This is a genomic window from Micromonospora radicis, assembly GCF_003583405.1.
Taxonomy (GTDB): domain Bacteria; phylum Actinomycetota; class Actinomycetes; order Mycobacteriales; family Micromonosporaceae; genus Micromonospora; species Micromonospora radicis.
Window position 1 is genome coordinate 16,223 of sequence record NZ_QXEC01000003.1, and the last position, 20,720, is coordinate 36,942.

The 20,720-nt window shown below is 72.3% G+C and carries 16 protein-coding genes; 3 read left to right on the top strand and 13 right to left on the bottom strand.

Annotated elements, in window-relative coordinates:
- Window positions 1–2: 2 nt before the first annotated feature.
- From D2L64_RS04895 to D2L64_RS04930, 8 genes are read right to left on the bottom strand one after another with little or no spacing between them, the layout of a single operon-like run.
- Window positions 3–1,766, bottom strand: a complete 1,764-nt coding sequence (locus D2L64_RS04895; RefSeq protein WP_119573496.1) for a type IV secretory system conjugative DNA transfer family protein — start codon at window positions 1,764–1,766, stop codon at window positions 3–5.
- A complete protein-coding gene (locus tag D2L64_RS04900; RefSeq protein WP_233558770.1) occupies window positions 1,763–3,568 on the bottom strand; it encodes an ATP/GTP-binding protein in 1,806 nt (601 codons plus the stop codon). The genes D2L64_RS04895 and D2L64_RS04900 overlap by 4 nt, the downstream gene beginning before the upstream one ends.
- Complete coding sequence (locus D2L64_RS04905) at window positions 3,565–5,064, bottom strand: SCO6880 family protein (RefSeq protein ID WP_119573497.1); 1,500 nt, start codon at window positions 5,062–5,064, stop codon at window positions 3,565–3,567. Before D2L64_RS04905 ends, D2L64_RS04900 begins: the two co-directional genes overlap by 4 nt.
- Window positions 5,065–5,093: 29 nt before the next feature.
- Window positions 5,094–6,323, bottom strand: coding sequence for a hypothetical protein (locus tag D2L64_RS04910; protein ID WP_119573498.1), 1,230 nt, complete (start codon window positions 6,321–6,323; stop codon window positions 5,094–5,096).
- A gap of 1 nt (window position 6,324) precedes the next feature.
- Window positions 6,325–7,059: a hypothetical protein gene (locus D2L64_RS04915; protein ID WP_233558771.1), complete on the bottom strand. Its 735-nt coding sequence runs from the start codon at window positions 7,057–7,059 to the stop codon at window positions 6,325–6,327.
- Window positions 7,060–7,117: 58 nt separating this feature from the next.
- Window positions 7,118–7,480 carry a hypothetical protein gene (locus tag D2L64_RS04920; protein WP_119573500.1) on the bottom strand — a complete coding sequence of 121 codons (363 nt, stop codon included), beginning with the start codon at window positions 7,478–7,480 and terminating at the stop codon, window positions 7,118–7,120.
- A 59-nt stretch (window positions 7,481–7,539) separates the two neighbouring features.
- A complete protein-coding gene (locus D2L64_RS04925; RefSeq protein WP_119573501.1) occupies window positions 7,540–8,250 on the bottom strand; it encodes a hypothetical protein in 711 nt (236 codons plus the stop codon).
- Window positions 8,247–8,756 (bottom strand): protein kinase family protein, encoded by a 510-nt coding sequence (locus D2L64_RS04930; RefSeq protein ID WP_233558772.1) that lies wholly within the window; start codon window positions 8,754–8,756, stop codon window positions 8,247–8,249. The genes D2L64_RS04925 and D2L64_RS04930 overlap by 4 nt, the downstream gene beginning before the upstream one ends.
- Before the next feature lie 420 nt (window positions 8,757–9,176).
- On the opposite strand from D2L64_RS04930, the gene D2L64_RS04935 reads away from it, so the two are divergent.
- Window positions 9,177–9,518 (top strand): hypothetical protein, encoded by a 342-nt coding sequence (locus D2L64_RS04935; RefSeq protein WP_147376180.1) that lies wholly within the window; start codon window positions 9,177–9,179, stop codon window positions 9,516–9,518.
- 77 nt (window positions 9,519–9,595) lie between these two features.
- On the opposite strand, the gene D2L64_RS04940 is transcribed toward D2L64_RS04935, so the two are convergent.
- From D2L64_RS04940 to D2L64_RS04950, 3 genes are all read right to left on the bottom strand, one after another.
- The gene (locus tag D2L64_RS04940) at window positions 9,596–10,591 is read right to left on the bottom strand and encodes a hypothetical protein (protein ID WP_147376181.1); all 996 of its coding nucleotides are present in this window, start codon (window positions 10,589–10,591) and stop codon (window positions 9,596–9,598) included.
- A 265-nt stretch (window positions 10,592–10,856) separates the two neighbouring features.
- On the bottom strand, window positions 10,857–11,864 hold the full coding sequence (locus D2L64_RS04945) for a zf-HC2 domain-containing protein (protein WP_119573505.1): 1,008 nt from the start codon (window positions 11,862–11,864) through the stop codon (window positions 10,857–10,859).
- A 66-nt stretch (window positions 11,865–11,930) separates the two neighbouring features.
- Window positions 11,931–12,500 carry a sigma-70 family RNA polymerase sigma factor gene (locus tag D2L64_RS04950; RefSeq protein WP_119573506.1) on the bottom strand — a complete coding sequence of 190 codons (570 nt, stop codon included), beginning with the start codon at window positions 12,498–12,500 and terminating at the stop codon, window positions 11,931–11,933.
- 376 nt (window positions 12,501–12,876) lie between these two features.
- On the opposite strand from D2L64_RS04950, the gene D2L64_RS04955 reads away from it, so the two are divergent.
- Complete coding sequence (locus D2L64_RS04955; protein WP_119573507.1) at window positions 12,877–14,517, top strand: ricin-type beta-trefoil lectin domain protein; 1,641 nt, start codon at window positions 12,877–12,879, stop codon at window positions 14,515–14,517.
- 81 nt (window positions 14,518–14,598) lie between these two features.
- Here the strand turns inward: D2L64_RS04955 and D2L64_RS04960 are convergent, their stop codons facing one another.
- Complete coding sequence (locus D2L64_RS04960) at window positions 14,599–16,104, bottom strand: S8 family serine peptidase (protein WP_119573508.1); 1,506 nt, start codon at window positions 16,102–16,104, stop codon at window positions 14,599–14,601.
- A 235-nt stretch (window positions 16,105–16,339) separates the two neighbouring features.
- On the opposite strand from D2L64_RS04960, the gene D2L64_RS04965 reads away from it, so the two are divergent.
- A complete protein-coding gene (locus D2L64_RS04965) occupies window positions 16,340–18,775 on the top strand; it encodes a hypothetical protein (RefSeq protein WP_119573509.1) in 2,436 nt (811 codons plus the stop codon).
- Here D2L64_RS04965 and D2L64_RS04970 read toward each other — a convergent pair.
- A complete protein-coding gene (locus D2L64_RS04970) occupies window positions 18,754–20,661 on the bottom strand; it encodes a hypothetical protein (protein ID WP_147376182.1) in 1,908 nt (635 codons plus the stop codon). The genes D2L64_RS04965 and D2L64_RS04970 overlap by 22 nt on opposite strands.
- Between the last annotated feature and the right edge of the window lie 59 nt (window positions 20,662–20,720).

Sequence of the window (20,720 nt, forward strand, 5' to 3'; positions counted from 1 at the left end):
GGTCAGCCGACCCGACGGGACTCGCGGCGGCTCCAGCTCGCCGCCGCGCGGTCGGTGATGGCCTGCACCTCGGCCTTGGCCGCCGCGGCGATCGACGCGGCGTTCGGCTCCTTGTACCAGGGCCGCAGCCGGATCAGCGCGGGCCGGATCCCGGTGGCCAGCAACAGGGCGGTGCCCTTGGGCAGGGCGCGGATCTTGTCCGCCGGCAGCACCTGCTCCTGCCGGTACGACACGGATCGGGACGAGCCGTCCTTGGACCGGGAGTAGCTGGAGGTGCGTACGTCGTGCTGGCCGACGAGTTTGGCCACCTTGTCGACGAAGTCGGCGTCGTCGAGCCCGGCACCGAGCAGTTTGATGGTGGCGGCGCTCCACAGCGCGTCCATCCCCGCCTCGCCCCAGACCCGTACGCCCTGCCGGTAGCTCTGCAGCAGGGTGACCACACTGATCCCGCGTGAGCCGAGGTGGCTGTAGAGGTCGGGCAGGTCGGAGATTCGGCACACGTTCGCCGCCTCGTCCAGGATGGCGGTCATCGGCGGGTCGAGCCGGCCGCCCATCCGTTCGGCGGCGACCACGCCGGCGCGGATGATGGCGTCGGCCAGGCCCGCGATCACCCCGGCGGCCGAGCCGCCGCCGTCCTTGGAGAGCAGGTAGAGGGTGTCCCGGCCGAGGACGTGCTGGTCCGGGATGAACTGCGGACAGTACGGGTCGGGGCTTACCCAGGCGACGATCTCCGGGTCGAGCAGGCACGCGACGCACTGCCGGGCGGTCTCGTAGATGCCGTCGCGGGTCTCGACGGCGCCGCGTACGGTGCCCTGGAGCTGGTCGGCCATGGCCGCCATGCCGACGTCGCGGAGCAGGTCGACCGGGGTCCGGTCGGCCGGGTCGGCGAGCCAGCCCAGCAGTTCGTTCACCGAGGAACCGCTGCGGGAGGCGGCGAGGAAGAGTGCGGTGAGGGTGTTCTGGGCCGCGGCGATCCAGAAGTCCTTCTTCGACGAGTCGTCGTTGACGGAGCTGACGAAGTGGCCGGCGAGGCGCCGCGCGCCTTCGATCGTGTCGCAGCCACTGAGCATGTCCCACCACATCTCGCGCTCGGTGTACGCGATGCCCTGCGGGTCGAAGGTCCACACCCGGCCGACCTTCGTACGCTCCTGCCGGGTGACGGTGAACACGTCGGACTTGTTCGAGGTCAGCAGGACCGGCCCCGGTGCCCGCAGCACCCGCGGGATGGCGATGCCGGTGGACTTGCCGGCCCGCGGTGCCATCAGGTCGAGTTCCACGTCCTCGTAGGAGGAGCGCAGTTCCGGTCCGGCGGGGACCAGGTCGCCGAGCAGGTTGCCGGTGTCGTCGGGGCTCAGTTTGACGGTGTCCTTGAGGCCGGGCCGCAGGTCGCGGGCGCGGGCCTCGATGCCCTTGCCCGACATGGCGCTCAGTTCGCCCGGACGGGCCAGGCTGCGTGGTTCCCGGAGCCGGCGGACGATCCCACGGGCGAGCATGGCCACCGGGGACGCGCCGAGCAGGACCAGCGCGATCGCCCCGCCGTGGACCAGGTACGACGGCATCCCCGGCCAGAACTTCCCGGCGCCGCCGCCGACCAGGGCGAGGTAGGCGTCCAGAGTGAACGGCGGAGGCTGCCAGCCGTACCCGCTGATCAGGGCGGCGAAGGTGCCGCCGAGCCACAGCAGCACGAAGATCACGCCGTTGAGCAACGCGAAGCCGGGGATCAGCCACGGCAGGTACTCCGAGCCGATCCCACCCTGGCGGCTCATCGGTTCCCCGGCTCGTCGTGCGGCAGGTCGTCCCGACCTGCTCCGGGGGCGACGGCCACCGGCAGGTCACCGCCGGTCACGGCGCGTACCACGGCGGCGCGTTCGGCCAGTAGCCGTTCCGCCTCACCGTTGGCGATCCAGCGGGTGTTCGTGTCGTGCAGGTGCCGTTCGGTGTCGGTGATGGCGACCCGGATCGGGATGCCGGGGCGACCACCGACCTTGATCAGGAAGCGGCCCCGGCCGGGCGGCTCCTCGTTCCCGCCCTCCTGCGCCCAGCCCGGCGGCGAGGACCAGGAGGAGACCAGCTCGATCTCCCGTCTCGACAGCCCCACCACCCGGCCCAGTTCCTCCATCTCCGCCCGGGGCAGTCCGGCGCAGGCCACCATGCCGGCGCGTTCGACGAAGCCCCGGGCCTTCGCCTTGTCGGCCTCGCTGCCGAGCGCCTCGGCGTCCTTGAGGGTGTGCGTGATCTTGGCGTCGGCGAGGCCGAGGGATCGGTTGAGCCGGGTGAGCGCGTCGATCCGGTCGACGATGCCGGAGGCGGCGCGCAACGGGCGCCACAGCTCGTCGAGGACGGTGAAGAACCAGCGGCGGGGCGCCAGTCCCGCGTCGGCCAGGGCGTGCGACGCGGCCACCGTACCGAGCCCGTCGGACCAGGCGGCGAGCATCGCGGCGGCGGTCAGCTGCCCGTCGGCCTCGCCGATGCGGGAGATGTCGATGCAGACGGCGGTGGCGTCCGGGTCGATCCGGGTCGACGTGTCCGAGGCGAAGGTGTCGCCCAGCGGTCCGTCGAGGATGCCGAGCAGCGACCGGTGCAGCGGATCGACGGCGTCGCGGTAGCGGGCCTCCTGGCCCCGGTCGAGGGTGACCTGCCGGACCCGGGGCGGCCCCTCCGCCAGCACGCTGAGCAGCTGCGGCAGCCGGAACGTCTGGCCCACGGGGGTACGTTCCCGCAGGTGCCGCAGGCAGGCGGAGAGCACCGACTGTTCGTGGTCGCTGATCGGCACACCCCGGACGATGGTGAGCAGCGCCGCCATCATGTTGAGGACCCGACCGTGGGTCTCGGCGTCCAGGGCCTGCCCCGCCTGGCCACCGATCTTCACCGCGGCGGCGCCCATGGCGCCCGGGTCCAGGATGTTCAGCCCGCCGACGCCCCGGGCGATGGAGATGACCTGCCCGCCGAGGGCGCGGACCGTGTCGGCGTAGTCGGGCTTGAGGTCACCGAGCACCAACGGTACGACGCCCTGGGCGCTCAGCCCGATCAGCATCCGGTTGATCAGTGTCGACTTGCCCAGGCCGGGCATCCCGAGCATGAACAGCGAGGGGTTGGAGATGTACCGGGCCCGGGTGAACCAGTTGAGCGGGTCACCGCAGACCGTGGCCCCGGTGTGGATGTGCTGGCCCAGCGGGATGCCGGTCATCGGGGCGCCGGAGCCGGAGGCGAAGGGCCAGAGCCCGCAGGCCTGAACGGTGGTCGCCCGCCACATGGTGGGCGGGTCCAGCGCGGCCACCCGGCCGCCACCGAGGGCGTACGAGCCGCGGTGCGGCACGTTGTCGTCCGCGTTGGCTCGGGCGAGTCGCTTCAGGTACCGCTGCTCGGCCGCCGCCTCCTGCGCCTGGCGCTTGCGTTCGCGGCGCAGCGCACGTGCGGTCTGCCTGCCGGTCTCGTCGATTTCCCGGTCCTGTTCCTCGGCCGGCGGGACCACCAGGTCGGACATCGCGGTGCGCGGTCCGGAGGCGTGCCGCGGCCAGCCCGCGCCGAGGTCGAGCAGCCGGGCACCACCGTCGGGGGTGGGCGTCACAGCGCCTCCTTCAGTTCGTGCGGCACCATCGTCTGCTCCCAGGGCAGGATGCCCACGGGAAGGGCGCAGGAGAACGCGGCGGCCTGCATCCGGTCGGCCGGCCGCATCGCGATGCGGGTGGCCCCGAGCAGGTTGCGCATGGTCACGTCGGCGTCCCGCACGTCGGCGGCCGAGTCGACGGTCAGCGTCACCAGCATCGAGAACTCCACCAGGCCCGCCCCGGAGGCCTCCTCCGCCGCGGTCTGCTCGGCGGCCTCCATCTCGGAGGCCGCGCGGGCCCGGACCAGGCCACGGGTCGAGTTGGCCATGAACTGCGCGGACCGGCGGTCCGACTCGACGATCTTCGCGGAGGTCGCCGGGTCGATCGGTCGGTAGACCAGCGCCACCCGCTTGCGACGGATGCCCATCGCCGGGTCGAGCAGGCTGCGCAGCACGCCGGAGCGCACCGTGCCACGCGGTGCCAGGGTCAGCAGCCAGCTTCGGGAGACCCCGGAGTCGTGCTGGTAGTGGGTGACGGTCTCGACGGTGGCGGCCGGCCCGGCGTCGGCCCACTCCAGCCCGGTGCCGCCGTGCTGGGCGCGTACGTCGAGCACCTCGGCGGCGACGGCCGGGTCGTACGCTACCCGGACCACCTCGGCGATCCGCTCGGCCGACAGCGGCTCCGCCGACCCGCCGCCGGCCGCGATCAGCCCACCCAACACGCCCGGTAGCCGCAGCGCCAGGTCGGCGAGCATGGTGTCGTGGTCACGCCGGGCGCCGCCGGGCGCCGAGTAGGTGAGGGTGAGGAACGTGTTCATCTCCGACGACGCGTCCGGGTAACTCTGCACCACCTCCTCCATCACGGCCCGCGCGGCCGGCGGAGCGTCCGGCCGGATGCGGTGCAGTACCTCGGTGGCGAGTCGAGTGCCCGGGTCCGGTGCGGTCTCGATGACCACGGAGGCGCCCCGCAGGCCCGGTTCGTGCGCGAGCCGGGACAGCCACTCACCCCAGAGCGCCACCCAGGTGTCGACCTGGTCGGGATCCACGAGCGAACCGCCGTCCGGCTCGCAGCTGAGCACGATCGTGTACTGGTTGCGGTTGCGGTGGTGGAGCACGCCGAACGGGCGGTCGTACGGGTCACGCCCCTCCAACATGGTCACCCGGCTGAGCAGGCCGGGTGGCCGGAACCGGCCACCCGGGCGCGTCGACAGCGGCCCGGAGGCGTACAGGTGCTGCCCCTTGGACTTGCGGCGCAGCCAACCGATCCGGACGGCGGCCATGTCGTAGACGTTGCGGCCGTCGGCGGTGCGGACCGCCAGCGGCCCCAGCAGCAGCACGAACGGAAGTCCCATCACCAGGGCCGCGTTCAACGAGACCATCGAGGAGATCAGGACCAGCACGAGCCCGCCGAACAGGCCGATGGTGCCGACCAGGCCCAACGAGCCCAGTCCGGCCTTACGGGGACGTCGCCAGTTGCCGTACGTGGGTGTCTTGATGGATTCCGCGCTCGTACTCACGATTTTTGTTCTCCTCGTCCCGGCATCGGCTAGTCACGGTCCCGCTCTGGCAGTGCTCCACTACCGAGGTTGCTGGCGTGCTTGTGGGTGCTGGCCACGACCTGCGCCGCCGTGGCGGCGACACCGACCGTCTTGGCCGCGATGCCGATCGCGCCCCGGGCAGCCCGGCCAGTTCTCGACCCACCACCGGACCCACCACCCGAACCGCTGCCGGACCCACCGGAACCACTGCCGGAACCACCGCCGGACCGGCCACCGGACGCCCCACCGGACCCGCCGGCCGACCGGCCGCCACCCGATGCGCCGCCCGCCGCCGACTTTCCTCCGCTCGGCCCCCGGGAACCGCCGCCGGAAGCGACCGCACCCCCGGCCATGCCGGCGAGCTTCTTGGCACCGGTGGCCGCAGCGGCACCGGCGCCGACCCCCGCACCGACGCCGCTGCCGGAGCCGAGGCTGGTCATCGCCGGCACCACCAGGCGCATCAGCGCGGGCAGCGCAACCGCGGCCATCAAGAGGACTGCGACGCCGGCAAGCTTGTAGTGGCGGGCGTCGTTGCCGCTGGCGCCGATCATCGCCGCGCCCGAGTACATGATCAGCCCGACCACCGGTTTGAACGCCAACCAGGCGACCATCCAGGCGATGTGCTTACGCCACCAGTTTCCGCCCCACTCGGACATCGATGCCGCGGCGGCCAGCGGAAGCGTGCCAGTGAGCAGCACCATCACGCCCAGCCGGATGTACATCAGGATGACGTGGATGCAGCCGGCGATCAGCAGCAGCAGGCCGACGATGATCAGCAGGAAGGCGGTGAGCCCGTCCGTGCCGCAGTTGGCGATCAGCTTGAGCTGTGCCTTGATGCCCTGTTCGTAGAGATGCTCGGAGTAGGAGTCCGCTTCCTTGGCGAGCCAGTCGGCCACCCACCAGGCGGCACTCACCGCGATGATCAGGCGGACCAGACCCATGAGCGCCACGGTCAGGGACTGCCCCTTGCGCTCCAGCGCCATCCGGAAGGCGGCTACCAACAGCGACGCGACCGCGATCGTGACGACCAGCCAGTTCGTCTGGGAATGGATGCTGCCGTTGATCTCCGGACTGCTGAGAGTGGGGACGTTGCCGAGCTCGGCGAAGAGTTCGACCGCCGCGCCCAGGATGGCGCTGGCGATGTCGCTGAGAATGCCGTCGATACCCCGTTCGAAGAAGCCGACGACCTGGCCGATGGTGCCGATGTAGACGGCGTCGCCGGTGGCGCAGTCGCTCACGTCACACCTCGTCCCACAGCACGAAACCGACGAGCGAGACAACCGGGTTGGCCCGGGTGTGCAACCCACCGGAGGTCAACGGGCGTAGCCGCCAGTCCACCCCGTTCCAGTCCACCGTGTAGTCGACGGAGGCGTAGAGCACGTTCGCCTGCCGGACCAGCACCCGGACCGTGGCGGTGCCCGGTGAGTACCTCAGCACGAGGAACCCGGCCAGCGAGTTGACGGTCTGCATCGGCCCGGTGTCGGGCATCGACGCGCGCATCGCGTCGAAGTAGTCCCGCCCCATGCCGGGCACGAGCTGCTGGTCGCTGACCGTACGCCAGTCGGGGCCGCTCATCTGCCGGGAGATGGTGTGCACGGCCATGGCCGCCCCCAGCGGGGTGTGCGCGAAGCACCAGAGCAGCGGACCGGTGGTCTTCAGCGGCCCTGCCGTAGCCGACACCGGCGTGTCCGCGCCATTCAACGGCCGCCAGACGATGTCCTTCGGTGCCTCGCTCGGGAGCTGCTGCGCGGAGTCGTCGGTGCGGCAGCCCTGCGGCCGGGTTCCGTCCGGGCCGAGGTCGCCGATCACCGGGCCGGCGGCCGTCACGCTGGAGTTGGCGTCCCGGCCGCCGCCGAGCGCCACGACCGTGCCGGTACAGAGGGCGAGGGCGAGAAAGGCGGCCGACAGTTGCCACCGGCGGTGCTGCCAGAACGGCTGCTCCCCGGCCACCTCGTCATTGGAACCGAATCTCATTCTCATGGCACCTTTCCCTCTCCGGCTGACCACCGTCCGGGCTTGCGATCCACGCGGATCAGGGATTCGACGAGGCGCTCGACGACGGGCCGGTGAACATCCAGCTGACGATCGGTCCGGCCATGGCGACCAGGATGCAGCCGCCCAGTACCATGCCGAGCCGGCTCATGTGCTCCGAACTCTCGCCGCGCTTGTGCGAGATGGCCATCACCGCACCGGTGATCAGGACACCGACCACACCGGCCGCCGTACCGGCCCAGGCGACGAGGCCCAGCACCTGCTGCACCTTCACGGCCAGGCCGTCGGGCAGCTGGCCGTTGATCGAGGGTTGTGGTACGACGTCGCCACCCTCCGGTCCAGGCGCCGTGAGGAAACTGGAGACCCGAATCAGGCTGCTGTAGTACAAGTCGGTGAGGAACACTGCGTCTCCTTATGAATCGGGCATCTTCCAGTCGGCCGGACCGGCGTCCGGCGCGATGATCATTTGACGAGAGCGAGCCAGCTGACGATCGGGCCGGCGGTCGTCGCGAGCAGGCAGGCCGCGACGACGAACGCGAGGTGCTTCGTGTACTCGGTCCGCTCCTCGAGAGCGCCGCGACGAAGCTGGGACGCCAGCGTCGCACCGGTGATGAGCAGACCGGTCACGGCCGCGGCACTCACCAGCCACGCCATGAAGTTGAGCAGCTTCTGGACCGATCCGTGCTCGTTGGTGTTGATCGTGTACGGCTCGATGGCCGGCGGCGAGAAGTTCACGCTGTTGATCGGGCTGTCACACTCGAACTTCCCGGCATGGACCAGACCCGACAGCCAGCACGTCCTCGCACCGGTGATGTTGATGTTGTCCTTGGTCACGGATTCGCCGGCGAGACCGGTGAACATCTCGACGTCCATGTAGATCGAGTCGCCCTCCTTGTACTCGGTCACCAGCGGGATCGGAATGGGCAGACCGATCGTCATCTTGGGGATGCAGTGCCGGTCGCTGCCGTCGCCGCGTGGCCTCGCCCTGACCGTGTCGGACTTGATGCAGAGCCGGTAGTGGTAGTGGACGTCCTTGGTCTCGACCTCGACGAGGTAGATGCCGTCGGGCGGCTCCGGCGCAGCAGCGGCGGCGGGCGGCGTCAGACCCAGCCCGAGCAGCCCCAGCAGGGCGCCGACGACGACCGCCGCCGCGTTGCGGGCCACCCCGGTCACGGCTGCCTCCGTGGTTCGACGCGCGGGCCGACCAGGGTGGACAACCGGACCAACTGCCGGGGTGGGTGCTTCGGCTCCTCGCCCACCCGGTACGACGGGATCCACGGCACCCGGTGCACCGGGGCGACCGAGCGCAGCAGGCGGATCCGGCCGAGCAGCGGCGGCGGCAGGCGGCCGGGCGCGTCGGCGATCAGCACCACGCCCAGCAGCCGCATCCCGGCCGGGTGTCGGCCCTCCTTCATCGCGTGCAGCGCGCGGGAGACCGCCCGTAGCCCGTCGTGGTTCGTCCGCCCGGCCACCATCACCCGGGCGGGTTCGGCCAGCGCCGGGTCCGGCCAGCGGCAGCCGATGTCGGTGCCGCCCAGCAGCCGGGTGAGCGTGGAGGCGCCGGCACCGCCGTGGGCGCCGATCCACCCGATACCGTCCTCGGAGAGGCTGTCGCGTCGCCAGTCCGGGCCATCGTCGAACATCGGTATGCCGAACGGCTCCGCCAGCCCCGATCTCATGGCCGAGACCTCCGGTCGTTGTACCGCCACGGATCCGTTGCCCATCTGCCTCGCCCCCTTCCCTGCTCGCCGCTGCGGTCATCGGCCGTACCACCGGCCACTGGTGACGGCCGCTTAACGGCGCTGCCGGGCGCTCGGTTCAGGACGAGTTCTGGGTTTTTTTTCTCGGAACATCGGCCGCCCGGCGAACCCAGCGCCGTTGCGCCCGTAGAGCACGGGTGGAGCCGACCCTGGAGGAGACCGATGCGTCCACCGCGTGCCCACCAGAACGAAGCCGTCCGCGGCCCGACCTCGCGACGTACGTGGCCGAGCCCGACTCCACCGTCCGCGGTGGTGGCCGCGGCGGCACTCGCCAGCCTCCGTCGCGCGCAGCACACGCAGGCCACGGCGACGCCTACCGCCACCGACGAGCCTCGGCGGGTGGAGCAGCCGCAGGTCCGGGACATCGACGGACGCACCGCCGAGCGGGACCGTGCCTGGGCCCGCGCCAACCAGGCCCGCGGTCTGGCCGCCAAGGAGTACCTCGACGACCGGGCCACCCCGACCGGACACGCCGCCGCGGCCAAGGAATCACACGAGCGGCACTGGACCGCCGCCGATCACTCCCGCTGGCGGCGGTTGGCCCTGGCCGCGCCGGCCGGTCCACGGTTCGCCCCGGCGGCCCGACTCACCAGCGTGCGCAACGCCGGGGGAAGGAGCCGAACCGGCCTGCTCCCGTCACCCGCCGTACCCCGCCGCCGCCGCGCCGGACGGTCCCGATAGCACGGCGGGACTGCGGCGCAGCCGACGGCGGACCGGGGGACCCACCACCATGAGTAGGTGGACGCGGTCTCCGACTACTACTTGCCTCGCCGCCGGCCGCCGTGGCTGTTGCGGCGGATCGGTTCGGACGGACCTGCCGTCGGATTCTGCTGGTATCCGTAGCCGCCCGGCCGGTAGTTCACCGAGTTGGATCGGCCGGTCGACTTGTGTTGCGACACTTCCTTGGCGGCCGCTTTCCTGTCCACCTTGCTGTAGTAGTCAGTCAACGTAACCTGCACCTTTGGGGGAAGGTCGGTCCAGTTCTCCTGCTTTGTGATCTCCGCCCGATGTTCGACCAGGAAGTTCTTGCTGCTCTCGTAGGGATCACCACGCTTGTCGTTGAACGCTTTGACCGCCTCGACGACGCCACTGACCAGGGTGCCGGCAAAGGCGATGTCCGTCCTCCCCCCGGCGAGTGCCGATACTGCGGTGACGAAGCCGCCGGCGGCGCTGACCAGATCAGCCACGATCTCGACGCCCGGCTTGCTGGTCCCACGCTTCAGCTGGGAGACCGACTGCTGCAGGCCGGTCTCCACGTCAATCTCCTTCTCCTTCGCCGATTTGGCCTTCTCGTACGTCGAGTAGACCCCGCTCACGGCCGTCATCACTCCGCCAGCGCCTTGCACGTACTGCCCAGCGGTCTCGAGACTCGGAAACGCCCCCTGCAGGCCGGCGCCGACGAGACTGGTGACCGGCCCTGCAGTTCCCAGCCAGTAGTACGCCTTCTCACCGAACCTCGCCAACAGCGAACCGTCGGTGGCCTCGGCGACCACATCCCCGCCCACATCCCTCAGCGAGATGGAGCTCGACGACTCGTGGGATCCGCTCGGTGACGGCGGCGAGTCGTCCAACAGCTCGCTTTCGACAATCGGATCAAGCGACTGGTTTCTGGTCGGGGGAGCCACCGGCATGGTGGTGGCGCGGTGCGGGTAGGGCCGCACTTCCTCCCCTAAGCCGTCTGCTGGTGCCGACCCTCGCCGTCGGCGAAGATCGCTCAGGCTCAGGGCGTCGAAGTCGAAACTCGGATCGGACATGAGGACTCCTGACTGGCAAGAACAATCGGCGCCAGCAGGACGGCTGCCACCCCTCACTGGTTCACCCCTCGACGGTCGAGAGACGGGAACCAACAGGAGTCATGGTCCGGTCGAGGTTGCGACCTGGTCGGGGCGGAACCCATGTCGGACGACAAGGCTGGCTGACGATTGATCGGCGCACTGACCCGGTCCGCCGGACCGGGCCGAGCCGCGAGGTGTCAGCCCGGTCCCGCCGGCGGGGGCCAGGTCGAGCGGAGCTGGGCGGTCAACGGGGGGAAGCGGGATTCTGGGCGATCGGTGCGGTCACGATCGCGGAACCGTCGGTCAGCCCGACGGTGATGAACGACAGCTCGTCGACCGGCAGGGACGTCTCACCGGCCACCTCCTGCGGCCCCGACGACGCGGTCCAGTCCCGGACGGTGTGCGTGGCGCCGTCGCGGGTCACCGCGAACAACCGGTATCGGGTGCCCTGCCGCAGGCCGTTGGCGGTGATCCGGATCGTGGCTCCACCCTGGTCGCCGACGGTGATCACGACAGAGAGGCTGGCTCCGTAGCCGGGTGCCTCCCCGGTGGCGGTCAGCACCGGGTCGGGCCGGGCGGTCCATCCGTTGACGACCGCCACTCCACCGGCCAGGGCCAGGACGAGTGCTGCCGCGCCGACCCAGAGCCCCCGGCGGCGGCGCCGTGCAGCTGCCGTCGAAGCCGGTCGCGTGCCGGCGGGACGCCGGGCATCCGGGCGGCTGCCGGTCGGGCGGACCGTGCCGGCGCCCGTCTCACCGCCGCGTCCCGAACTGACCGGTGCGCTGCCGGTCCCGTCGGCGGTCGTCGGCGCCTCGGTGTGCCGGGAGCTGTCGACGTCGGCGAGCGGGGAACTTTCGACGGCAGGAGCGGCACCGACGCCATCCGTCGGCGCATCGGTGCCGGCTGCGGTCGGCGGGACCGCCGCGACCGCAGGCGTGGCCGGCGGCGGTGTGGGGTCGACCGGCGGCGTGGACCGGGGCGCATCGGCGTCGGCCGAGGCCGTGGGTACGGACGGTGCCGGTGCTGCGTCGGTGGAGAGCGATGGCTCGTCGGTGGGCAGTGCCCAGTCGGCGTCACCGAGGCCGGCCAGGCCGCTGACCGAGGGGCCGATCGCGGCCGCCTCGTCGAGGCAGTGCCAGCAGCCGGCGAGGTGCGTCTCGAACGACTCGCGTTCCGCGTCGTCCAAGGCACCCATCAGGTAGAGGGCAAGCCTCTCCTGCTCGGCCATGGCGTGATCCCCGCCTGCGCGCATCCAGCCCTCTCCTCAACGGGTCGGCACCACGCGGTGTGTCTGTCTGGGTCCGGGGCGACCTTGGGATCAGGACGACTCGGTCGAGCCGATCGCGGCATGCAGCGCGCGTACCGCGTAATAGGCTCTGGATTTTACCGTACCCTCGGGTATCCCCAGCCGCACCGCCGCCTCAGCCACTGAGGCGCCCCGGTAGTACATCTCGATCAGCACCGCACGGTGCTCTGGACTGATCTTTCCGAGCGCGCTGCGCACCGCCTGCACGCTCACCACCCGGTCCATCTCGTCGTCGGTGGTCGGAACCCGGTTCAGGTCCGGCAGGCTGACCTCGGGCGGCCGGGCCTGCCGGGCCCGCATCGCGTCGATCGCCACGTGCCGGGCCACCGTGTAGAGCCAGGGTGCGATCTTCGACGGATCGGCGGCAAGCGTCTGAGCGTTACGCCATGCGCGGAGGAACGTCTCCTGCACCAGGTCCTCGGCGAGATCCTGTTGACCGAGCAACAGCCGGGTGAGGAAGCGGTGCAACGGCCGCCGGTATTCGTCGATGATCCCCTTGAGTAGGGCCTCGGCGGCGGACGGCCCAACGACGGCACCGTCCGCAAGACACGGTCCAATGGACTCGTTGGGCACCGCCGACACAGACCGCCTCCCTGACGGACGGATCGCATCCTGCCGGCCGGGTGAACGACATGTGTCCTCGCGGCCCTGACCGCGAGCATAGCCGTACCGGGATGGTGGTGCCCTGCCCAGGTCACCCAGCCACCCGCCACCGCATCGACAGAGATCGCACCCGGCGCAAAGCGCCTGGTCAGCATGACCACTCTCCAATCTCGACGGTTTCGGTCGGCGGTCGGGGCCGGCAGCCACGGTGTGGCGGCGTTGCCCGGTTGACGGCTGCACCGGGCAGTCGGTTCAGTCCCGGCGACCAGGAATCGAAAAAAGATCGGGCCGAACCTGAACGCCGGACGGCGGAGATCCGTCACGACAGGTGTCGCCACGCCGAAAGGGATGGCCCGTGACCACCGATCTCATCTTCGACAAACTCCGACTCGGCCGGACGCCGCGCAAGGTGTTGGCGGCCGCGCTGGCCGCGCTGGCGATCCTCTCCGCCGTCGTCGCCACCATCAACTGGGGCGTCGCCTCCGCCCGCGACGACACCGTCGTCGGCGAATCGGTCACCGAGAAGCAGATGACCGCCATCGTCGCCGCGGCCCATTCCTGTCCGGTGCTCACCCCGGCCCGCATCGCCGGTCAGCTGATGGCCGAGTCGGGGCTGGACAACCGAGCGCGGAACACCGCCTCCGGCGGACGGGGCATCGCCGGCCTGGACGACGAGGACTGGACAGCGTGGAAGCCGTGGCCGGACGCCCGCCGCTCCGACATCTCCGCAAGCATCCTGGCACTCGCCCACCAGATGTGCGACTTCACCGGGCAGCTGCGGATGGCCGGGCTCACCGGTGACCAGTGGCGGCTGGCGGTGGCGGCGCACCACAGCGGGCTGCCCGCGGTCACCGCGGCCAACGGCGTACCCGCCGACGCCATCGAGTACGTCGACCAGGTCAGCGGCTACGCCGGGTACTACGGCAAGCTCAAGCAGTTCGGCGGCCCAGGGCTCGCTGCGCCGACACCCCCACCCGCCAGTGAGGCCAAGGGAGTACCCGCGCCCCACGTGCCCCTGGTGGTCAGCGCCGGGTCGGTCTGCGAGCCGGTGACCCCGGCGATGGTGGCCGCGCAACTGATGGCGCTGTCCGGCTTCGACGCCAACCTGCTCGGTCCGTCCGGGCAGCTGGGCATCGCACAGTTTCTTCCCGAGGTGTGGCGGACCTACGGCCCCGACGGTGGTTCCGCCTGGGATCCCGCAGCCGCGATTCCGAGCCTCGGCAACGCCATGTGCGGCCTGATCGACGAACTGTCCGGTCTCGACGGTGACCCGTACCTGCTGGCGCTGGCGGCGTACCGCAATGGCCCGACCGCGGTTCGACAGACCGGCGGCAGCTTCGACCCGCCGACCGAGACGTTCCTGCGGGCGGTGAAGGCACTCACCGATCTCTACGCCCTGGACGGTCGGCTGACCCGGCCCGCGCCCACCGAGCCCGACGAACCGGGCGCGCCGTCGGCGACACCGCCCACCCCGGACCCGTCGGACGAACCGTCGAGGACTCCGAAGCCGTCGGCGACGCCGTCGGCCACCGAATCCGCCACCTCGACGCCGGCCCGCTCGGCCACGCCGAAGCCGACGACCGCCGCACCGACGACCGCCGCACCGAAGCCGCAACGTCCCGCCGGGTTCAAGCAGATCTTCCACCCGCGTACCGGCCAGTGCATCAGCTCCGGCAAGACCGGCGACGGCACCCGGCTGTACCTGCGCACCTGTACCGAGGATCCGGCGCAGTGGTGGGAGGTCCGCAAGGACGGCACCATCCGGGCCCGCGGGCTGTGCATGGACATCGCCTGGGCCGGTTCGGAGGACGGCACCGCGATCCAGGTGGCCGTGTGCAGTGGCAACCCGGCCCAGTCCTGGAAGATCAACGACAAGGGCGGCATCATCAGCCAGCTCAACGGCAAGTCCGTCGACGTGGACATGAACACCAGCGGCCGGCCGCTGGAACTGTGGATCTACGTCGGCAACGCCGAGCAGACCTGGCGACTGCGCTGACCGGCGAGCACCGGTAGGCAGGCACGAGAACGGGGTACGGGCGCTGCGCCCGTACCCCGTTCTCGTGCTGGTGCCCGGACCTCAGCTGTAGGCGCGGCGCCGGTGGAAACCCAACGCCAGGAACGCCCCACCACCGACCAGGGCGATGCCGATCAGCACCAGGGTGGCGATTCCGCCACCACCGCCGCCACCACCACCCGCACTCGCCCCGGCGCCGGTCTGCTGCTCGCCGTCGAGGGTACGGGCCAGCGACACCGCCGGGTTGATCATCCCCGAGCCGTACCGCTGGTCGGGGTTCTCACCGCCCACCGCGTCGGCGGTGTCCCGGATGCGCTGCTCGACCTGGGCCGCGGTCAGCTCCGGGTAGGCGGCCCGGACGAGTGCCGCCTGCCCCGCCACGAAGGCCACCGCGAACCGAGTGCCGGTGTAGCTCAACGCCCCGGCCCCGCCCGGCCCGACGCTGGTCACGTCCGCACCCGGAGCGACCACCTCCACCAGGTCGGGCTGGTACTCCTCGACCAGCTGGTTGTTGGCGCCGACACCACCGACCAGCAGTAGGGCGCCGGTGGCGGTGGACTCGGCCGGAGACGGCAGCGTGACCGGCGTCGTCGGTGCGCCCGCCACCACGACCACATCGTGGTTGAGCGCGGTGGCCAGCGACGCGGCGACCGCGGGGGCGGCCAGGTCCACGTGCCCGCCGAGGGCCACCACCGACGCGCCGGCGCTCACCGCCACCTCGATGGCGTTGGCCGCGTCGGTGGCCCGACCGTTACCCGACGTGCCCACCATCCGGACCGGCAGGATGGTGGCGTCGGGCGCGAGCCCGGCGGGGATCTTCTGGGTACCGGGGTTCGCCGCGATGATGTTCGCCATCGCGGTGCCGGTACCGAGGCAGTCGGTGTCACCACGGCCGTTGCCGACGGTGACGTCGGCGCCGACAGCGACCCGACCGCTGAGCTGTTCGAGGCCGCCGTCCACCCCGGAGTCGACCACCGCCACCATGACGCCGTTGCCGCGGCTGAGATCCCACGCCCCGTCGGCGGCCAGCCGCAGCTGGGCCCAGTCGGAGCGACTGCTGGACGCGGCGACGGCGGTGCAACGCGGGGCGTTCCTGGTGCCGGTGGGCGACGGGCTGGCGCTCGGCGTGGGACTCGGGCTGCCCGACGGCTCGGCCGTCGCGGTGGGTCGCGGCGTCTTCGTGAGTGCCTTCGTGGGTGTCCTGGCCCCCGAGGGGACCTGCCCGTACTGCACCCCTTCGCCGACCGCGTCCCACGGCAGCACCAGGTACCAGCCACGGTTCAGGCGGGCCGGATCGGTCAGGCTCGCGCCGTCGGGCTGCACCCGCCCGGCGTTGAGGTTGTAGATCTCCGCGGACCGCTCGCCGCTACCGAGAAACCGGGTCGCGATCTCGGTGAGGTTCTCCGGCTGCCCCTGGTACGCCGCGGTGACGACGTAGTACTTGACGTAGGCCTGCGGATCCGGCGGTGCCTTCTGGGCCGTCGCCGTACCGGCCATCGCCACGACCAGGCAGCAGGCAACCACCACGCCCGCGATCAGGCGTCCAATGTTCGGGCGCTTCGCCAGCACTGATGTTCCTCCTTCAGTAAGCCTGCGGCCGATCCTCGCGGCCGACATCCTCTACAGCGGATTCCGGCCGCGTTCGTTCAATCTGATCGGCAAAAACGTTGGGATCGAGCTGAACCAGAGTCCGACGGTCCTCGTCGTGAAGACGTAAGGGCCACGAGACCAGGTGACATGCCGGGTCAGCGGCCGCCACGGCCGAGAGCCGCACGCTGGACCCTGCGGACGGTGGTGATAGCGCATGACCGCGACACCCACGACGATCGACGCGGAGGTGGACCGCCCCTCGGTCACTCACCGCTTCGACCCCCGCCGACACCGGCGGGTCCCCGGCCTGTTCGACCTGTGGCTGGCCCCCGGTGACCGTGGGGGCCTGGTGCTGCCCCGCAAGCCCGACCGGCCGCTCACCGCGCGGGCCATCACCGACCTGGTCCGCCGCTCCGGCGAAACCGCGGACGACGTCCGGATCCTGACCGCCGACGGCGCCCGGCACGCCGACCTGTTCAGCGAGGTCGCCGGGCTGCTGGGCCACGACGTGCTGGTCAGCCCCGAGGGCGCGGACATCCGCCACCACGACCGTGGCGACGGTCCGCTGCACGCGGTGCCGTTCGACCGGTCCAGCAACCGGGCCCGAGACTGGCTCGTGATCCAGCCGCCCGAGTTGGCCACCCCGCTGCCGGGCTGGTTCACCGTGGACCGTGGCCTGGTCCGCCCCCGCCGGGGCGTGGTGGGGCTGTCCCTACGCGGCGGCCTCGTCCTGGCCACCCGCGCCGACTTCGTCACCCGACGCGCCACCGCGCACCGCCTCGGCGCGGCCTCGGAGGGCCTGGTCACAGTCGCGGTCACCGCCCGCGCCGGTGGCTTCCTGGTCGGCGACTACGGCGGCACGCAACGGGTCTACAGCGGCGGTCAACTGGCCGCGCTCCTCGGCGACCTGCCGCTCTACGGCAGCGACCTGCGACTCTGGCTGACCTGGCCGTCGGACGCCGACGAGCAGCAGAGCCTCGGCGCACAGGCCCGGGAACTGGCCGAGACGACCGGGGCCACCGTCTGGACACCGCCCCCGGGTGGCAGCGCGGAACTGGTCGATGGCCGTCGGGACCTGCGGGCCCTGGACTACGCAGGACAGCCGGCCGCCTGGCTGGCGCACCGGCCCCGGTTCGCCCCCGGCCCACCGACGTTGCACACCACCTCGGCCGGTCTCCTGCTGTCGACCTCCACACGCCCCAGCATCATGGTGGACCTCACCGCTGCGCCGGACACCGCACCGCCGCAGCCCACGCAGGGCAAACCGACCGCACCGGCGGACGAGCGGGAAGAGCAGTCGGCGGAACCACCAGCCGAGGCCACACCACCGGCCGACCCGCCGTCGGCGGAGGCCACACCAGCGGCGGCCGCAGCGACAGAGTCGACGCCACCGGCAGGCCCGCCCGCCGAGTCCACGGGGGCGCCGACAGAACCCACGGGGCCGGCGGACCCATCGGAAGAGCCGGTAGCGGAGCGGGCAACCACACCCGTGGCCGACGAGGCATCGCAGGCGACCGCACCGGCGGCACCAGCGGAGCCGGCCACCAGCGCGACGGAGCCCGCCGCGGAGCCCGCCACCATCGCGACGGAGCCCGCCGCGGAGCCCGCCACCATCGCGACGGAGCCCGCCGCGGAGCCCGCCACCATCGCGACGGAGCCCGCCGCGGAGCCGGCCACCAGCGCGACGGACCAGCCTGCGGAGCCGACCAGCGGACCAGCAGATCAGCCAGCCCAGGCGGCCGTGGCGGGGTTCGTGAGCGAGTCGGGGATCGTGCCGGTGATGCCGCTGCCCCGGCCCGCGTTGACCGTCGACGACCGCCGTGCCGCCGGGTACGGGGTGACCTGGCTGTCGCCGGGGCAGCAGGTCAACGCCGAACAGTTCGAGGCGTACGTCGTCTCGCCGGGCGACGCCCGGTCGATCACCGAGGGTGTTCCCGCCGCCGAACTCTTCCTGCTCGCCTTCCTGGACGCCCGGTCGGTGCCGGAGGGCCGGCGACTGCTGCGGGTGAGGATCGCTGCCGGCGGCGCCATCCCGATGGCGGCACTGCGCGCCCACCTGCCCGCGCGCCTGCAACACCTGCGCGGCCTGCGCGAGGCGTACCTGCTGCCGGCGGCGCGGCTGGACCGGACCGTGGCGGTGTCCGTCTTCGACCTGGACCGCGCGGGCCGGCTGACGCCCGCCGGCGAGTGCGACGGCACGGCGCTGCGGATCCGCTGCGCCGCCCCGGCCCGGACGATCGCCGGCCTCCCCAACGAGCAACTGCGCTGGCCCACCTTCGGCACCCGCCGCGCGTACGCGCTGCTGCCGGCCGACCAGGCCCGCCTGCCCCGCAACTGGCTACGGCTGTACCGACGGCAGCCGCCGGTTCGCGCCGGACGGCTGTTGCTGGAGCTGCGGGTGCCCCGCAACCGGGCGATCGACGTGACCGCCACCGCCGACCTGCTCGCCCCGCTCGTCCGGATCCGGTCCCGGGCGCAGGCGCTGCGCACCGCGCAGGTGGAGTTGATCCTGGCGAGTCGCTCGTATCGGCGGGTGCGGGTACGGCGTGTCTTCCGGGCCGAGGCCGACGCCTGGCAGCGGGTACCGCGACTGCGCTCGGGACCGCTGCCGGACGTGGTGCCGCAGCTTCAGCCCTCGACGCCCAGCTGAGCCGACCAGCGGCCGTCCGGCACCGGGCCGATCACCATCGGTACGCACCCGGTGGCCGCGGCGACGGCGCGGATTCCGGCCCCGGTGCCGTCCGGCATGCCCCCGATGATGAGCACGTACGGTCCGGTGGCCGGCTGGTCCGCCGTCGGGAGTGCGGTGAGGCGACGGCAGCCGTCGACGTTCTCGCTGCCGAGGGCGTCGTCCAGTACGGCGACGTCGATCCCGCCCGCCCGCAGTTGCCGGGCGTACGCGGCGGCCAGCAGCTGACACTCCGCCACCGTGCCGACCAGTGTGAACACGTCCGGCGCCCGGCCCAGGTCGACCTGCAACCGCCATTGTCCCTTGCGGCCGAGCACCAGTGGGACGCCCGCCTCGGGCGCCGGCTCGTCGTCGGCGAGCCAGGCGTAGGCGGGCGCCGGGCCGGTGGTGACTCCGACCAGCCGTACGACGGCGGGCCCGGCCTCGGTACGGACGTCGGCGCGCACGTACGGCACGTCGCCGTCGACCGGCAGCGCCGGCCGGGGCAGGTCGACGGCCTGCGGGCGCTCGCCGTCGGCGGCCGCGGCGGATCGCTGCGGTGCCGTGGCGGGTACGGGTGCGACACCGGCGAAGGGGGGCCAGTCGGGTGGCGTCGCGGCGGGCACCCGGGGCGAAGCCGGCTTCGCCAGGCGCAGCTGCGTGTGCTCCGCCGTCCGCAGGTCCGCCAGCCGCGGGCCGACCAGCTCCCATTCCGCAGGCTCGTCGTCCGGTGCCACCGGCGCGGGGGGCCCGGCATCCGGCGCGGCTGTCGCCCCTACCACGGCAACCGGCACCGGGTGGTCCGCCGCCCGGGCCGCGCTGGCCGGTTCTGGTTCCGGTCGGGGCGCGGTCCCCGGCGTCGACGGCGCGGACGGGTCCGACTTCGCCGATCGCGGTGCCGGGGTCGCTTCCCGGCCGGCCGCTACGGCCGGCGCGGTCCCCGTCGACGGCGGCGCGTCCGGACCGGACGGTGCGGCTGCCGCGAGGGCCTCGACTTCGGCCGGCGTCGGGGTGTGATGCCGGTCCGGCGGCCACGGGCCGTCGTCGAGCGTCACCGACCGCATCTGCCGGACCCGCCGGGGCAGCACCAGGATCGCCACGATGGCGAGCAGCACCGCGAACACCGCGGCACCGACCCGGACCGGGTCGGCACCCAGGCCATCCAGCCCGGACGACTCGGACACCGACGGCGGGCTGGCGGCCGGGATCCCCGGTTCGCCGGCCGGTGCCGCGGTGCTGGGCTGTGCTGCCGGCGGAGCGGTAGTCGCGGCGGGCGGAGCGGTAGTCGCGGCAGGCGGCGTACTCGGTGCCGGTGGCGTCGTGCTCGGCGCGGGCGGCGCGGAAGTCGGGGCGGGCGGGGTGGCACGGGGCGTCGGCGGCCCGGCCGCGGGCAGGTCCCCGGTGCGCACCCCCGGCCCGTCGGCGTCGCGGGGCAGCACGAGAACCCAGCCGGGGGCGAGTTCGACGCCGTCGGTGAAGGTTCCGCCGTCGGACTGGACCCGCCCCCGGTTGAGCTCGACGATCTCGCGGAACCGGTTGCCGTTGCCGAGGGTGAGCAGGGCGATGTTGTAGAGGTACTCGCGCTGGCCGTTCACCGGTGGCCCGACGACGTAGTACTTGCCGGTCTCCGCGGGCGCCGCCGCAGAGCGGGCCGCGACGGCGACGGTGGACGCGACCGCGCCCTCGACCGTGGACCGGGCCACGCCCACCGCACCGGAACCGGCGGCGGTGGACGTCGGGACGACCGGCGCGAGTATGACCGCCAGCAGCAACGGCGTCGCCCACCGCAGCCTCGCCGCCCGTCGACCGTCCGCTCGCCGGGCCGCCGCACCCGACGCCGGTGCCCGGCCCAGCCCACCTGACTTCATTCGCGTCCTTCCGTCTCGGATTCCCGCCCACCGCGTGCCCGGCCCGGCGGCTGCGCCGC

What these genes read in the sequence shown, in the direction of transcription:
- D2L64_RS04895 (WP_119573496.1), bottom strand. Translation starts at nt 1,766, where the DNA reads ATGAGCCGCCAGGGTGGGATCGGCTCGGAGTACCTGCCGTGGCTGATC.
- D2L64_RS04915 (WP_233558771.1), bottom strand. Translation starts at nt 7,059, where the DNA reads ATGAGATTCGGTTCCAATGACGAGGTGGCCGGGGAGCAGCCGTTCTGG.
- D2L64_RS04930 (WP_233558772.1), bottom strand. Translation starts at nt 8,756, where the DNA reads ATGAGATCGGGGCTGGCGGAGCCGTTCGGCATACCGATGTTCGACGAT.
- D2L64_RS04940 (WP_147376181.1), bottom strand. Translation starts at nt 10,591, where the DNA reads ATGTCCGATCCGAGTTTCGACTTCGACGCCCTGAGCCTGAGCGATCTT.
- D2L64_RS04945 (WP_119573505.1), bottom strand. Translation starts at nt 11,864, where the DNA reads ATGCGCGCAGGCGGGGATCACGCCATGGCCGAGCAGGAGAGGCTTGCC.
- D2L64_RS04965 (WP_119573509.1), top strand. Translation starts at nt 16,340, where the DNA reads ATGACCGCGACACCCACGACGATCGACGCGGAGGTGGACCGCCCCTCG.
- D2L64_RS04970 (WP_147376182.1), bottom strand. Translation starts at nt 20,661, where the DNA reads ATGAAGTCAGGTGGGCTGGGCCGGGCACCGGCGTCGGGTGCGGCGGCC.